The organism is Sphaerisporangium sp. NPDC049003, assembly GCF_043197795.1.
GTDB lineage: Bacteria > Actinomycetota > Actinomycetes > Streptosporangiales > Streptosporangiaceae > Sphaerisporangium.
The window spans coordinates 18887-32552 of the sequence record NZ_JBICTU010000042.1 but is presented as its reverse complement, the minus strand read 5'-3'; the positions used below and the strand labels follow the sequence as shown (position 1 = coordinate 32552).

14 protein-coding genes are annotated in these 13666 nt (G+C 70.7%); 10 read left to right on the top strand and 4 right to left on the bottom strand.

Translation table 11 applies throughout. The annotated features are described in order from the left end of the window. Nucleotides 1–15 precede the first annotated feature (15 nt). The gene (locus ACGFIV_RS32790; protein WP_392838829.1) at nt 16–690 is read left to right on the top strand and encodes a GntR family transcriptional regulator; all 675 of its coding nucleotides are present in this window, start codon (nt 16–18) and stop codon (nt 688–690) included. Between the two features lie 326 nt (nt 691–1016). Here the strand turns inward: ACGFIV_RS32790 and ACGFIV_RS32785 are convergent, their stop codons facing one another. After that, nucleotides 1017–1904, bottom strand: a complete 888-nt coding sequence (locus ACGFIV_RS32785; RefSeq protein WP_392838827.1) for a TIGR03854 family LLM class F420-dependent oxidoreductase — start codon at nt 1902–1904, stop codon at nt 1017–1019. A 146-nt stretch (nt 1905–2050) separates the two neighbouring features. On the opposite strand from ACGFIV_RS32785, the gene ACGFIV_RS32780 reads away from it, so the two are divergent. Beyond that, the gene (locus ACGFIV_RS32780; protein ID WP_392838825.1) at nt 2051–2545 is read left to right on the top strand and encodes a beta-class carbonic anhydrase; all 495 of its coding nucleotides are present in this window, start codon (nt 2051–2053) and stop codon (nt 2543–2545) included. Nucleotides 2546–2644: 99 nt separating this feature from the next. Here ACGFIV_RS32780 and ACGFIV_RS32775 read toward each other — a convergent pair whose 3' ends face one another. The 3 genes from ACGFIV_RS32775 to ACGFIV_RS32765 all read right to left on the bottom strand — a co-directional run bounded on the left by ACGFIV_RS32775 (nt 2645) and on the right by ACGFIV_RS32765 (nt 5297). Beyond that, nucleotides 2645–3556: a DMT family transporter gene (locus ACGFIV_RS32775; protein WP_392838823.1), complete on the bottom strand. Its 912-nt coding sequence runs from the start codon at nt 3554–3556 to the stop codon at nt 2645–2647. A gap of 62 nt (nt 3557–3618) precedes the next feature. Then, the gene (locus tag ACGFIV_RS32770; RefSeq protein WP_392838821.1) at nt 3619–4386 is read right to left on the bottom strand and encodes an ABC transporter permease; all 768 of its coding nucleotides are present in this window, start codon (nt 4384–4386) and stop codon (nt 3619–3621) included. Then, complete coding sequence (locus ACGFIV_RS32765) at nt 4383–5297, bottom strand: ABC transporter ATP-binding protein (protein ID WP_392838819.1); 915 nt, start codon at nt 5295–5297, stop codon at nt 4383–4385. Before ACGFIV_RS32765 ends, ACGFIV_RS32770 begins: the two co-directional genes overlap by 4 nt. A 282-nt stretch (nt 5298–5579) precedes the next feature. Here ACGFIV_RS32765 and ACGFIV_RS32760 point away from each other — a divergent pair, with 282 nt between their 5' ends. The 8 genes from ACGFIV_RS32760 (at nt 5580) to ACGFIV_RS32725 (ending at nt 13664) form a co-directional block, all read left to right on the top strand. Next, a complete protein-coding gene (locus ACGFIV_RS32760) occupies nt 5580–6359 on the top strand; it encodes a VOC family protein (protein ID WP_358552452.1) in 780 nt (259 codons plus the stop codon). Between the two features lie 221 nt (nt 6360–6580). Next, on the top strand, nt 6581–7909 hold the full coding sequence (locus ACGFIV_RS32755) for a multidrug effflux MFS transporter (RefSeq protein ID WP_358552450.1): 1329 nt from the start codon (nt 6581–6583) through the stop codon (nt 7907–7909). 104 nt (nt 7910–8013) lie between these two features. Further along, entirely contained in the window at nt 8014–8790 is a 777-nt protein-coding gene (locus ACGFIV_RS32750; RefSeq protein ID WP_358552448.1) for a winged helix-turn-helix transcriptional regulator, read from the top strand. Then, a complete protein-coding gene (sufB, locus tag ACGFIV_RS32745) occupies nt 8787–10199 on the top strand; it encodes a Fe-S cluster assembly protein SufB (protein ID WP_358552446.1) in 1413 nt (470 codons plus the stop codon). Before ACGFIV_RS32750 ends, sufB begins: the two co-directional genes overlap by 4 nt. Before the next feature lie 2 nt (nt 10200–10201). Next, on the top strand, nt 10202–11323 hold the full coding sequence (sufD, locus tag ACGFIV_RS32740) for a Fe-S cluster assembly protein SufD (protein WP_358552445.1): 1122 nt from the start codon (nt 10202–10204) through the stop codon (nt 11321–11323). Next, on the top strand, nt 11320–11658 hold the full coding sequence (locus tag ACGFIV_RS32735) for a non-heme iron oxygenase ferredoxin subunit (RefSeq protein WP_392838815.1): 339 nt from the start codon (nt 11320–11322) through the stop codon (nt 11656–11658). Before sufD ends, ACGFIV_RS32735 begins: the two co-directional genes overlap by 4 nt. Continuing rightward, complete coding sequence (gene sufC, locus ACGFIV_RS32730; RefSeq protein WP_358552441.1) at nt 11659–12405, top strand: Fe-S cluster assembly ATPase SufC; 747 nt, start codon at nt 11659–11661, stop codon at nt 12403–12405. Continuing rightward, on the top strand, nt 12402–13664 hold the full coding sequence (locus tag ACGFIV_RS32725) for a cysteine desulfurase (protein WP_358552439.1): 1263 nt from the start codon (nt 12402–12404) through the stop codon (nt 13662–13664). Before sufC ends, ACGFIV_RS32725 begins: the two co-directional genes overlap by 4 nt. Nucleotides 13665–13666: the final 2 nt, after the last annotated feature.

Here is a 13666-nt window from a genome sequence, read left to right as displayed (position 1 = left end):
CGAGCGGGGTGGGGCGTGAGCGAGGAGGGCAGGCTCGACCTGCCGGTCATGGCCGGGCGCCAGAGCCTGCGCGAGCAGGTGGCGCAGGCGCTTCGTGACGCGCTGGTCGCCGCCGAGATGCGCCCCGGCGTCGTCTACTCCGCCCCGGTCCTCGCCGCGCAGTTCGGGGTGTCCGCCACCCCGGTGCGCGAGGCGATGCTCGACCTGGCCAAGGAGGGCCTGGTCGAGGCGGTGCCCAACAAGGGGTTCCGGGTCACCGAGCTGTCCGAGCGCGACCTGGACGAGCTCACCGAGATCCGCAGGCTCCTTGAGGTGCCCACCGTGGCCCGGCTGGCCGACGCCTCCCGCGCGGACGACTTCGAGGTGCTCCGGCCGGTCGCCGAGGAGATCGTCTCGGCGGCGGAGAGCGGCGACCTGCTCGCCTACGTCAACGCCGACCTCCGCTTCCACGTGGAGCTGCTGGCGCTCGCCGGGAACGCGCACCTGGTCGAGATCGCCCGCGACCTGAGATACCGCGCTCGGCTGTACGGCCTGAAGAAGATGTCGGAACGGGGCACCCTCGCCGACTCCGCCCGCGAGCACCTCGCCATCCTCGACGCCCTGATACGCGGCGACACGGACGCCGCCAAGACCACCATGGACCACCACATCCAACACATCCGCGGCATCTGGGCCAACCGCCCCGAGTGACCCCGCCCGGCTGGCCCGGGGCCCCTCACACGGGGTGTGGTCGGCCCCGAACCGTTTCCTTCGATGAGGTCGATTCCGTGTGCCAGGCCCTCGGGCGGGGACGCCTCGATGAGCAGGGCCAGCGGTTCGCATGCGACTGCCCACCAGCTACGTGTCGCCTGCCCGAACCATGCCCGCCAGCCCACCGGGAACCGGGTAGGCGGTGCGGTCGCCGCCGTCTCGCCGCCCTGATCGGTCGCCCATCTGAGCTCGGCCCACACAGTGCGTCCTTGATCGCCCCCAGCCACGCCCATCCGGGCGCCCAGGGCGGCGACCTACGGTCGCGGTCAGTTCTGCAGGGGCAGCAGCTCGCGGGTGAAGGCGTCGAGCCAGGGGGTGATGTCCATGGGGCCCTGGGCGGGGCGGATGACGAACTTGGTGATGCCGGCGGCGACGTAGCGCTGGATGAGGTCGCGGGCGGCGTCCCAGCCCACGGGGACGAGTGCGGCGGGGTCGGTGCCGGGGCGGCGGCGCAGCAGGGCGGCGGTCAGGCCGTCCGGGATGGCCGTGGCGGCGAGGGCCAGGCTGATGCCGAAGTGGTCGGGCTCGATCTCGCGTCCGGCCTCGGCGGCGTGGGCCTCGATGGTCTCCCGGCCTGCTCCGGCCTCCTCGGGGGTGAGAAAACTGGCCAGCCAGCCGTCCGCGAGCCGCCCGACGCGCCGCAGGGCCACCGGGCCGCTGCCGCCGAGCCAGATGTCCAGTGGCTTGCCCGGGCGGGGGCCGATCTCGGCGTCCTCGACGCTGTGGAAGCGGCCCTTGAAGGTGACCGGGCCCTCCGCGCGCAGCAGGAGCCGGAGCAGTTCCAACGACTCGTCGAACACCGCGCCGCGGGATCCGCCGGGCACGGGGAAGAGCTCCTTCTCCTCCGGCCGGGCGGGCTGGAGGCCGAACGCGGGCAGGACCCGCTTGGGCGCCAGCGCGGCCAGCGACGCGAGCTGCTTGGCGACGAGCACGGGATTGCGTCCAGGCAGGATGGCGACGCCGGTGCCGACCTTCAGCCGCCGCGTGCGCGCCAGCGCGTACCCCATCCCGACGAAGGGCTCGACCGACGAGCCGTAGACGATCTCCGAGAGCCACAGCGAGTCCACTCCGAGGGCCTCGGCGCGGTCGACCGTCTCGGTGAACCGGCCGGCTCCGTCGCCGGGCGGGGGAGAGATGCCGATGCGAACCTTCATGCGCCCATTCGACCACAGTCCATTCAGCGAACCCAGGCGCTCCGTGGGGGTTACTTCCGGTAACCCTATTGACTCGGTAGGTAGTGAGGGGAAATCTGGTCGAGTACGTGGAGAGGGTGGACCGTCCAACGACTCCGGAGGCTCTCATGAGCGTCACCGACGAACTTCTCGCCAACGCCGAGCGCTACGCGGGGGCCTTCGACAAGGGCCACCTCCCGCTCCCTCCGGCCAAGGGAGTCGCCGTCCTGGCCTGCATGGACGCCCGCCTGAACGTGTACGGGCTCCTCGGCCTGGCCGAGGGCGACGCGCACGTGATCCGCAACGCCGGAGGGGTGGTCACCGCCGACGAGCGCCGCAGCCTCGCCATCAGCCAGCGGCTGCTCGGCACCCGCGAGATCATCCTCATCCACCACACCGACTGCGGCATGATCACCTTCACCGACGACGGCTTCAAGAGCGCGATCGAGACCGAGACGGGGATCAAGCCCGACTGGTCGGCCGAGGCGTTCACCGACCCCGACGAGGACGTCGTCCAGTCGATCGGCCGTATCAAGGCCGATCCGTTCATCCCGCACAAGGCGTCGGTGCGGGGCTTCGTCTACGAGGTGGAGACCGGCCGCCTGCGCGAGGTCAAGGCCTGAGGGCCGACACCCCGGGCCGCCGACGGGCCCGGGGGCGTACGGGTGCGCCCCTGGGCCCTTGGGCGTCAGGACCTGCGGGTGGCGCCCACGGGGCGGGGGTCAGGATGTGCGGGTGGCGCCTACGGAGGCGATGACGACGCAGCCGATGGCCGCCCACTCGCGTACGTTGAGGAACTCCCCGAGGACGACCAGGCCGACCAGGGCCGCCGCCGCGGGCTCCAGGCTCATCAGAATGCCGAAGACGCGCTTGGGCATGGTGCGCAGGGCCTCCAGCTCCAGGCTGTAGGGGATCACCGAGGAGAGCAGGCCGACGCCCGCGCCCAGCAGGATCAGCTCCGGGCTGAGCAGGTCCGCGCCCCCGGTGGCCACCCCGACCGGAGCGGTGACGAGCATCGCGACGATCATGGCGAAGGACACCCCGGTGGTGCCGGGGAAACGTCCTCCGGCGGCGGCCGACAGCAGGATGTATCCGGCCCAGCAGGCGCCCGCCAGGGCGGAGAAGCCGATGCCGATCCAGCTGAGGCCGTCGCTATCGCCCCAGGGCGCGAGCAACAGGATGCCGGCGGCGGCCAGCACCACCCACAGCAGGTCCATCCGGCGGCGCGAGGCCGCGACCGCCACCCCGAGGGGGCCGAGGAACTCGATGGTCACGCAGATGCCCATCGGCAACCGGGCGAGCCCCTCGTAGAACGAGAGGTTCATCACGCCCAGCGTCACGCCGAACGCGCCGCCGACGGCGAGGTCACGCCGGGTCAGGCCGCGCAGCCGGGGCCGGGCGAAGGCCGCGAGGATCACCGCTCCCGCCGCGATCCGCAGGAACACCACGGCGCTGGGCGGCAGGTGCGTGAAAAGGTTCTTGGCCAGGCCCGCGCCGATCTGGACCGACAGGATCCCCAGCACCACCAGCCCGGACGGGGGCACCGCACCCGCGGCTGCCCGTACGAAGGCTCCTGGCCGGGCGCGGTCCGGGCGGTACGGTCCGGCGGACGCGGAGATCGACGGCAGCGTCATCGGGGGTTCTTCTCGCGTTCCTCGCACCTGCTGGTGCGGTCGAGGGGATGCCTGGGTCTACGTCACTCCCACCGGAAGGTGCGGGAGGCCAGACCGAGGGTAACGGCAGCCCAGACCAGCAGCACGAGCAGGTCCCTGATCGGCAGCCCGCCGCCGTGGGCGAGCACCGAGCGCAGCCCGCCGGTCAGCGCGGTGATCGGCAGCAGCTCCACGACGGCACGTACGGCGTGCGGGAACGCGGTGACCGGGACGACGACGCCGCCGAGCCCGAGCAGCACCAGGTAGACGAGGTTCGCGGCGGCGAGCGTGGCCTCCGCGCGCAGTGTTCCGGCCATGAGCAGCGCCAGCCCGCTGAAGGCGGCCGTTCCGGCGAGGATCAGGACCAGCGCCCACAGTGGGTCGCCCTGGGGGTGCCAGCCCATCGCCAGCGCCACGGCGGCGATGACGACGATCTGGAGCACCTCCACGGTGATCACCGCGAGCGTCTTGGCGAGCATCAGGCCCGGACGCGACAGGGGAGTGGCCCCGAGGCGCTTCAGCACCCCGTACCGCCGCTCGAACCCCGTGCCGATCGCCTGGCCCGTGAAGGCCGTGGACATGATCGCGAGCGCGAGCACACCTGGCGCCACGAAGTCGATGCGCCTGCCCGGCACCTCCAGCAGCGGCGCGGCCGAGAACCCGACCAGCACCAGGATCGGGATGATCAGCGTGAGCAGGAGCTGCTCCCCGTTGCGCAGCACGGCCCGCACCTCGGCGCCGGCCTGGGCGAGCACCATGCGGGGCAGGGGCGCCGCCCCGGGCGAGGGCGTGAAATCGAGGGCGGCGGTCATCGCAGTTCCCTTCCGGTGAGCTCCAGGAAGACGTCCTCCAGGGTGCGGCGCTCCACGCTCAGGTCGTCGGCGGTGACGCCCTCGGCCGCGCACCAGGTGGTGACGGTGCCGAGCAGCTCGGGGCCGACGTGGCCCTCGATGACGTAGTGGCCGCTCGGCGACTCCTTGGCCGTGCTGCCCGTGGGCAGCGCGGTGAGCAGCTCGTCGAGGTCGAGCCCGGGACGCGCGCGAAAGCGCAGCTGCCGCTCGGCGCCCGTGAGCGCCTGCGGGCTCCCCTCGGACACCACCGTGCCCCGGTCGATGATGACGACCTTGTCGGCGAGCTTCTCGGCCTCGTCCATGTGGTGGGTGGTCAGCACCGTGGACACCCCCCGGGCGCGCAGCTCGGCGACCACGTCCCAGCAGGCGTGCCTGGCCTGCGGGTCGAGCCCCGCGGTCGGCTCGTCGAGGAAGACCAGCTCAGGGCGGCCGATGACGGCGGCGGCGAGCGACAGCCGCTGCTGCTGCCCCCCGGACAGGCGGCGGTACGGCGTACGGGCGTGCTCGGTCAGCCCGAGCCGGTCGAGAAGGGCGGCGGGGTCGAGGGGATGGGCGTGGAACCGGGCGACCAGCCGCAGCCACTCGCCGGCCCGTACGGCCGGGGGCACGCCGCCGGACTGGAGCATCACGCCGATGCGCGGCTTGAGCTCGGCCGCCTGGCGTGCCGGGTCGAGGCCGAGGACGCGCACCGTGCCGCCGTCGGGCCTCCTGAACCCCTCGCAGATCTCGACCGTGGTGGTCTTCCCGGCGCCGTTGGGGCCGAGGATCGCGGTGACCGCGCCACGTTCGGCGTTCAGGGTCAGACCGTCGATCGCGACTGTGCGGCCGTATCGCTTGACCAGATCGGTGAGCGCGACGGCTGGGGAGTCCATGCTGACGAGTTTAGGGACCGCGCCGCGTGGTTCATTCGGCGGACCACGGCCCCCGTGCCGCGTCGTGGTAAAGGTTGCGGGCGCCTCCGGCCAAGCCGCCTCGTCGGCTCCTGTGGCGCCCGCCCCGCCGTGTGACGCTGGCCGTGTCCCGTGCCGCGACCGCGGGGCCGGCTCCGGCCGGCGCGGCGTCCGCTGAGAGCTGGAAGCATCCGCGACCAGGCGTGAGCGGGTGCGGACGTGCAGGGGCGAGCGACGTGACATCGGCCGTCAAGGAGGCCAGGCATGCCCACGCGTACCGGTTACAAGCCCGGCGTGCCCTGCTGGGTGGACCTTTCGAGCACCGACCTCAGCGCGTCGGTGGGCTTCTACGAGCGGCTGTTCGGATGGCGGGCCGAGTTCGACCCCCACCCCGACGCGGGGGGATACGGCCGGTTCTGGCAGGGCGGGAAGCTCGTGGCGGGCATCGGGCCGACGTTCGGCGAGAGCGTTCCCTCGGTGTGGAACACTTACATCGCCACCGACGACGCCGAGTCCGTGGCCGAGAGGGTCAAGGAGGCGGGGGGCCACGTCACGGTAGGGCCCGTGCAGGTCTTCGACGAGGGCTCGATGGCGGTCTTCCAGGATCCGGCTGGGGCGTCGTTCATGATCTGGCAGCCCGGCAGGCACTATGGCGCCCAGTTGGTCAACGAGCCGGTCGCGCACTGCTGGAACGAGCTGGACTGCCGTGACGTCGTGGGGGCCAAGGCGTTCTACCCGGCCGTCTTCGGGTGGGGCTCGCGCAGCGCCACCGACGCGGCGGGCGTGGAGTACACCGAGTGGCTGGCGGACGGCAGGCCGGTCGCGGGCATGATGCCGATCGGCGACCGGTTCCCTCCCGAGGTCCAGGCGCGGTGGCTGGTCTTCTTCGCCGTGGCCGACTGCGACGTCATCGCCGCCCTCGCCGAGGACCACGGCGGAAGCATCCTCCAGCGCCCCGCGGACCTTCCGGCGGGACGCTACGCCATCCTCGCCGACCCCCAGGGCGCCGTCTTCGCCCCCATCACCCTCAAACCCGCCCACTAGCCGGTCGCGGCCGGTCCTCAGCCTCCCTCACGACCCCCACCGGCTTGGTCACCTCATGGCCTTGACCTGTGACGACAGGTCCGGCCGTTCGAGCCGTCGCGCGCCTATGTGGTCAAAACAATTATCTATCAGGGAATTAAGTCGTCTTTAATGTTGTTCATGCGCATTCGGCCCCTGTGGGCTGTTCGAGCACTCAGACGCCCTGAAGGGACCGCATGCCCATGACCCCCCAGCGGGACGAGGCCGTGGCGGCCTCCGGTGACGGGAAGACGGGTGGGGGGCGGCGAAGGGGCCTGCTCCTGCTGATCCTCGGGGCGCTTTCGGCGATCGGTCCCCTGTCCATCGACATGTACCTGCCCGCGTTGCCCGCCATCCGGGGGGAGATGCTCACCGGGGCCGCCCAGGTCCAGCTCACGCTGACCGCGTGCCTGATCGGGATCTCCGTGGGCCAGGTCATCGCCGGGCCGCTGAGCGACGTGCGCGGGCGGCGCGTGCCGCTGCTCGGGGGCGTCGCCGCCTACGCGCTCACCTCGCTGCTGTGCGCCTTCGCCCCCTCGGTGGACGCGCTGATCGCGCTGCGCCTGCTCCAGGGCATCGCGGGCGGCGCGGCACTGGTGATCGTGCGCGCCGTCGTCCGCGACCTGTACGACGGGCCCGCCATCACCCGGATCTTCGCCACGCTGATGCTGGTCAGCGGCCTGGCCCCCGTCGTGGCGCCGGTCGCGGGGGCACAACTCCTGGTGGTGACCTCCTGGCGGGGCGTGTTCGTCTCCCTCAGCGTGGCCGGGCTGCTCCTGCTGCTCGCGGTGACGCTGGGCGTACGCGAGACCCTCCCCGCCGGGCGCCGGGAGGGCGGCGGCCTGCGGCACACCATCGCGACCTTCGGCCTCCTGGTCCGCGACCGCTCCTTCATGGCCGGGGCCCTGGCCGCCGGGCTCGGCTTCGCGGCCATGTTCGCCTACATCTCCGGGTCGCCGTTCGTCCTCCAGGAGATCTACGGAGTGACGCCCACCGGCTTCTCCCTGATCTTCGGTCTCAACGCGCTGGGCCTAACCGCGATGGCCCAGGTGGGCGGGGGGCTCGCCGGACGGGTGGCCCCGGCGCGCCTGGTGCTCGCCGGCCTGCTGGTGAGCCTCGCGGGCGCCGCCGGCCTGGTGGCGGGAGTGGTCGCCGGCCTCGGCCTGCTCGCGGTGGTCGTGTCGCTGTTCATCCTGATGTGCGGCGTGGGCCTGTCGCTGCCGGGGTCGGGCGCGCTGGCCCTGGCCGGCCAGGCTCCGCAGATCGCGGGCAGCGCCTCCGCACTGCTCGGAGTGCTCCAGTTCGCGCTCGGGGCGGTCGCCGCGCCGCTGGTGGGTCTCGGCGGATCGGGTTCGGCGCTCCCGATGGCCCTGCTGATGGCCGGGCTGACCGTGGCGGCCCTGGTGGCCTTCCTGGTGCTCGGCCGCGCGGGGACCGCCGCGCCCCGGGACACCACGGCCGTCCCCGTCGTCCCCGGGGTGGTGGGGGACGGGCTCCCTGTGGACCTGTCCGGAGACGTTTCCGCTGGTTAGGTAAGCCTTACCTGCGTGACAAAGTCCATTGGCGCAACCCGGACATCCGGTTGTGTGCCGGGAAGGAATTACGGCACACTGATGTTGTGAAAAACGTGGCTGGGATGACGCACGCCGAAAAAGGCGCGGAGCGCGGCACGCGCGCACGCGTCGCTCGGCTGATCCTGGAGCACGGCCCGATCAACGCCGCCGCGCTGGGCGAGCGGCTCGGGCTCACACCGGCGGCTGTGCGTCGTCATCTCGACGCTCTGCTCGCCGAAGGCATGATAGAGCCTCGCACGGCGCGGCCTCGCGGGCAGAGGGGGCGCGGGCGTCCCGCCAAGCTGTTCGTGATCACCGACGCCGGGCGCAGCGCCTTCGAGCACGCCTACGACGGCCTCGCGGGCAGCGCGTTGCGCTTCCTGGCGGAGCGCGTGGGCGAGGAGGCCGTGGCCGAGTTCGCCCGATCGCAGGTGAGCGGCCTGGTCAGGCGTCTTGAGCCGGTGATGCGCGAGGTGCCCGCCGACCAGCGGGTGCGCATGCTGGCCGAGGCCCTGACGGCCGACGGCTACGCCGCCTCGGCCACCCAGGCCAAGTCCGGCGGCGAGCAGCTCTGCCAGCATCATTGCCCGGTCGCGCATGTGGCGGCGGAGTTCCCGCAGCTGTGCGAGGCCGAGACCGAGGCATTCGGGCAACTGCTCGGCACGCCCGTCCAGCGCCTGGCGACGATCGCCCACGGCGACGGGGTGTGCACGACCCATGTGAGCCCGCGCGCCCTCGCGGCTCAGAGGAACGCACCGGTGAACCCCCGGCGGAGCGCGACCGTAGACACGTCAGACGGCTCCGGCGTGACCATAAGCACTTCGCGAAAAGCGATTGAGAGCAAGGAGACCGGAAGGTGACTGTCACCGACCGCCCGGAGCTTGAAGGCCTCGGGAATTACAAGTTCGGCTGGGCCGACTCCGACGTGGCGGGCGCCACGGCGCGCCGAGGCCTGTCCGAGGACGTCGTGCGCAACATCTCGGCTCTGAAGAACGAGCCCGAGTGGATGCTCGACCTTCGCCTGAAGGGCCTTCGGCTCTTCGGCAAGAAGCCCATGCCGAGCTGGGGATCCGACCTCTCCGGCATCGACTTCGACAAGATCAAGTACTTCGTGCGCTCCACCGAGAAGCAGGCGGCCACCTGGGACGAGCTCCCGGCGGACATCAAGAACACCTATGACAGGCTCGGAATCCCCGAGGCCGAGAAGCAGCGCCTGATCGCGGGCGTCGCCGCGCAGTACGAGTCCGAGGTCGTCTACCACAAGATCCGTGAGGACCTTGAGGAGAAGGGCGTGATCTTCCTTGACACCGACACCGGTCTCAAGGAGCACCCCGAGCTCTTCAAGGAGTACTTCGGCTCGGTCATCCCGGTGGGCGACAACAAGTTCGCCTCGCTCAACAGCGCGGTGTGGTCGGGTGGCTCGTTCATCTACGTCCCGCCGAACGTGCAGGTCGAGATCCCGCTCCAGGCCTACTTCCGGATCAACACCGAGAACATGGGCCAGTTCGAGCGCACGCTGATCATCGTCGACGAGGGCTCCTACGTCCACTACGTCGAGGGCTGCACGGCGCCGATCTACTCCTCCGACTCGCTCCACAGCGCGGTCGTGGAGATCATCGTGAAGAAGAACGCCCGCTGCCGTTACACGACCATCCAGAACTGGTCGAACAACGTCTACAACCTGGTCACCAAGCGCGCCGTGGCGTACGAGGGCGCGACCATGGAGTGGATCGACGGCAACATCGGCTCCAAGGTCACGATGAAGTACCCCGCCGTCTACCTCATGGGCGAGCACGCCAAGGGCGAGACGCTGAGCGTCGCGTTCGCCGGCGAGGGCCAGCACCAGGACGCGGGCGCCAAGATGGTGCACCTCGCGCCCAAGACCTCCTCGACGATCATCTCCAAGTCCGTCGCGCGTGGCGGCGGCCGCACCTCCTACCGCGGTCTCGTGCAGATCGAGGAGGGCGCCGCGGGCTCGGCGTCCACCGTCAAGTGCGACGCGCTGCTCATCGACCAGATCAGCCGCTCGGACACCTACCCCTACGTCGACGTCCGCGAGGACGACGTCTCCATGGGGCACGAGGCCACGGTCTCGAAGGTCTCCGACGACCAGCTGTTCTACCTCATGAGCCGCGGGCTCAACGAGGACGAGGCCATGGCGATGATCGTGCGCGGCTTCGTGGAGCCGATCGCGCGCGAGCTGCCGATGGAGTACGCCCTTGAGCTCAACCGCCTGATCGAGCTGCAGATGGAAGGGGCGGTGGGCTGACCATGGGCCTCGACTCCAAGCCTCTCTCCACCTTGCACGGCGCCTCCTCCTACGACCTCAAGGACTTTCCCGTCCCGACGGGCCGCGAGGAGATGTGGCGGTTCACCCCGCTGTCCCGCCTGCGCGGCCTGCACGACGGCACCGCGCCGGTCACCGGCAACGTCGTGGTCCACGTCGAGGCCGCGCCGGAGGTCTCGGTCGAGACCGTCGGGCGTGACGACGCCCGCATCGGCAAGGCGTACGCGCCCACCGACCGGGTCAGCGTCCAGGCGTTCACCTCGTTCGAGAAGGCGACCGTGATCACGGTGCCGAAGGAGGCCGTGACCTCCAAGGAGACCGTGATCAGCCTTCGCGGCGAGGGCGGCGGCGCCTCCTACGGCCACATCGTGGTCGTCGTCGAGCCGCTCGCCGAGGCCGTGATCGTACTCGACCACCAGGGCAGCGCGGTCTACGCCGACAACGTCGAGTTCGTCGTCGGCGACGGCGCCACGCTCAAGATCGTCAGCCTGCAGGACTGGGCGCCCGACGCGGTGCACGTCTCGCAGCACCACGCCCACCTGGGCAGGGACGCGACGTTCAGGAGCTTCGTCGTCACCATGGGCGGCGACCTCGTCCGCCTGTCGCCCTCGGTCTCCTACACCGGGCGCGGCGGCGACGCCGAGCTGAACGGCCTGTACTTCGTGGACGCCGGCCAGCATCTTGAGCACCGCCTGCTGGTCGACCACAGCGTGCCCGACTGCCGGAGCAACGTCGACTACCGCGGCGCCCTCCAGGGCGACGAGGCGCACGCCGTGTGGATCGGCGATGTGATCATCCGTGTCGAGGCCACCGGCACCGACACCTACGAGCTCAACCGCAACCTCATCCTCACCGACGGCGCCCGCGCCGACTCGGTGCCGAACCTTGAGATCCTCACCGGAGAGGTCGCGGGCGCGGGGCACGCCTCGGCGTCGGGCCGCATGGACGACGAGCACCTCTTCTACCTCCAGGCGCGGGGCATCCCGTACGAGGAGGCGCGCCGCCTGGTGATCAGCGGGTACTTCGCCCAGTTGATCGAGAAGATCGAGGTCGAGGAGATCCGCGACCGCGTGCTCGCCGCCGTGGAGGCGGAGCTCGCGCGATGACGTTCATGAAGGTCTGCTCCCTCTCCGACATCCCCGACGGCGGCGTCGTCGGGGTCGAGGCGCAGGGCAAGCCCGTCGCGCTGGTCCGCAAGGACGGCGAGGTGTTCGCCCTGCACGACGTGTGCTCGCACGCCGAGGTGAGGTTGAGCGAGGGCGAGGTGTACGACGACACGCTGGAGTGCTGGCTGCACGGCTCGTGCTTCGACATCCGCTCCGGCAAGCCCACCGGCCCGCCCGCGACGCGGCCGGTCCCGGTCTACCGAGTGAAGCTCGAAGGCGACGACGTGCTCGTCTCGCTCGACAGCGCTGACAATGACGAAAATGGGGAGTCTTAAGTGTCCACCCTGGAAATTCGTGACCTGCATGTCGCCGTGGAGGACAAGGAGATCCTGCGCGGAGTCAATCTGACCGTCCGCGCGGGGGAGACCCACGCCCTCATGGGCCCGAACGGCTCCGGCAAGTCGACGCTCGCCTACGCGATCGCCGGTCACCCGAAGTACACCATCACCTCCGGCGCGGTGACCCTCGACGGCGAGGACGTCCTGTCCATGACCGTCGACGAGCGCGCCCGCGCGGGCCTGTTCCTCGCCATGCAGTACCCCGTCGAGGTCCCCGGCGTCTCGGTGTCCAACTTCCTGCGCAGCGCCGTCACGGCCGTGCGCGGTGAGGCGCCGAAGCTGCGCGTCTTCACCAAGGAGCTGAAGGCCGGCATGGACGCCCTGTCCATCGACGGCGCCTTCGCCCAGCGCAACCTCAACGAGGGATTCTCCGGCGGCGAGAAGAAGCGCCACGAGATCCTTCAGCTGGAGCTGCTCAAGCCGAAGATCGCCATCCTCGACGAGACCGACTCCGGTCTCGACGTCGACGCCCTGCGCGTCGTCTCCGAGGGCGTCAACCGCTTCGGCGCGGCAGGTGACACCGGCGTGCTGCTGATCACGCACTACACCCGCATCCTGCGCTACGTGAAGCCGGACTTCGTCCACGTCTTCGCGGCCGGTCGCATCGTCGAGGAGGGCGGCCCCGAGCTCGCCGACAAGCTTGAGGCCGAGGGCTACGAGCGCTACACGAAGGCGAATGCATGACCGACAGCATGTTCGATGTGGAGAGGATCAGGAAGGACTTCCCGATCCTCTCCCGCGAGCTGCCCGGCGGAAGGCCGCTGGTCTATCTTGACTCGGGCAACTCCTCGCAGAAGCCCGCGCAGGTCATCAACACCATGCGTGACCACCTGGAGCAGCACTACAGCAACGTCGGCAGAGCCCTGCACGTGCTGGGCAGCGAGTCGACCGAGGCCTACGAGGGCGCGCGCGACAAGGTCGCCGCCTTCATCGGCGCGCCGGCCCGCGACGAGGTCGTCTTCACCAAGAACGCCTCCGAGGCGCTCAACCTGGTGGCGTACTCCTTCGGCAACCCCACCAACACCGACGAGCGGTTCACGCTGGGTCCCGGCGACGAGATCGTCATCTCCGAGATGGAGCACCACTCCAACATCGTGCCGTGGCAGCTCCTGGCCCAGCGCACGGGGGCGACGCTGCGCTGGTTCCCCGTCACCGACGAGGGCCGTCTCGACCTGTCCGGGATGAACGACCTGGTCAACGAGCGCACGAAGATCGTGTCGATCGTCCACCAGTCGAACGTCCTCGGCACGGTCAACCCGGTCGCCGACGTCCTCGCGCGGGTCCGCGAGGTGGGCGCGCTGATGATGCTGGACGCCTCCCAGTCCGTGCCCCACCGCGCGATCGACGTCGCGGCGCTCGGGGCCGACTTCGTGGCGTTCACCGGGCACAAGATGGTCGGCCCGTCGGGCATCGGCGTCCTGTGGGGCCGGCACGAGCTGCTCGACGCGATGCCGCCGTTCCTCGGCGGGGGAGAGATGATCGAGGCGGTCTGGATGGACCACTCGACGTTCGCGCCCGTGCCGCACAAGTTCGAGGCGGGCACGCCGCCGATCGTCGAGGCGATAGGGCTCGGCGCCGCCGTCGACTACCTCTCGGGCGTCGGCATGGAGGAGATCCGGCGCCACGAGCACGAGCTCACGGTGTACGGCCTGTCGGCGCTGGGGGAGTTCCCGGGACTGCGCGTCATCGGCCCCACGACGGCAGAGGAGCGCGGTGGGACGATTTCGTTCACGATCCCCGGCATACACCCGCATGATGTGGGGCAGATCCTCGACGACCAGTTCGGCGTCGCCGTGCGGGTGGGGCACCACTGCGCCCGCCCGCTGCACCTGCGCTTCGGAATACCGGCGACCACGCGGGCGTCTTTCTACTTGTACAACACCACGGACGAGATCGACGCGCTGGTCCGGGGCCTCCACCACGTCCAGAAGGTGTTCGGTTAAGA

What these genes read in the sequence shown, in the direction of transcription:
- ACGFIV_RS32785 (WP_392838827.1), bottom strand. Translation starts at nt 1,904, where the DNA reads ATGAAGGTTCGCATCGGCATCTCTCCCCCGCCCGGCGACGGAGCCGGC.
- ACGFIV_RS32780 (WP_392838825.1), top strand. Translation starts at nt 2,051, where the DNA reads ATGAGCGTCACCGACGAACTTCTCGCCAACGCCGAGCGCTACGCGGGG.
- ACGFIV_RS32775 (WP_392838823.1), bottom strand. Translation starts at nt 3,556, where the DNA reads ATGACGCTGCCGTCGATCTCCGCGTCCGCCGGACCGTACCGCCCGGAC.
- ACGFIV_RS32770 (WP_392838821.1), bottom strand. Translation starts at nt 4,386, where the DNA reads ATGACCGCCGCCCTCGATTTCACGCCCTCGCCCGGGGCGGCGCCCCTG.
- ACGFIV_RS32765 (WP_392838819.1), bottom strand. Translation starts at nt 5,297, where the DNA reads ATGGACTCCCCAGCCGTCGCGCTCACCGATCTGGTCAAGCGATACGGC.
- ACGFIV_RS32760 (WP_358552452.1), top strand. Translation starts at nt 5,580, where the DNA reads ATGCCCACGCGTACCGGTTACAAGCCCGGCGTGCCCTGCTGGGTGGAC.
- ACGFIV_RS32755 (WP_358552450.1), top strand. Translation starts at nt 6,581, where the DNA reads ATGACCCCCCAGCGGGACGAGGCCGTGGCGGCCTCCGGTGACGGGAAG.
- ACGFIV_RS32750 (WP_358552448.1), top strand. Translation starts at nt 8,014, where the DNA reads ATGACGCACGCCGAAAAAGGCGCGGAGCGCGGCACGCGCGCACGCGTC.
- sufD (WP_358552445.1), top strand. Translation starts at nt 10,202, where the DNA reads ATGGGCCTCGACTCCAAGCCTCTCTCCACCTTGCACGGCGCCTCCTCC.
- ACGFIV_RS32735 (WP_392838815.1), top strand. Translation starts at nt 11,320, where the DNA reads ATGACGTTCATGAAGGTCTGCTCCCTCTCCGACATCCCCGACGGCGGC.
- ACGFIV_RS32725 (WP_358552439.1), top strand. Translation starts at nt 12,402, where the DNA reads ATGACCGACAGCATGTTCGATGTGGAGAGGATCAGGAAGGACTTCCCG.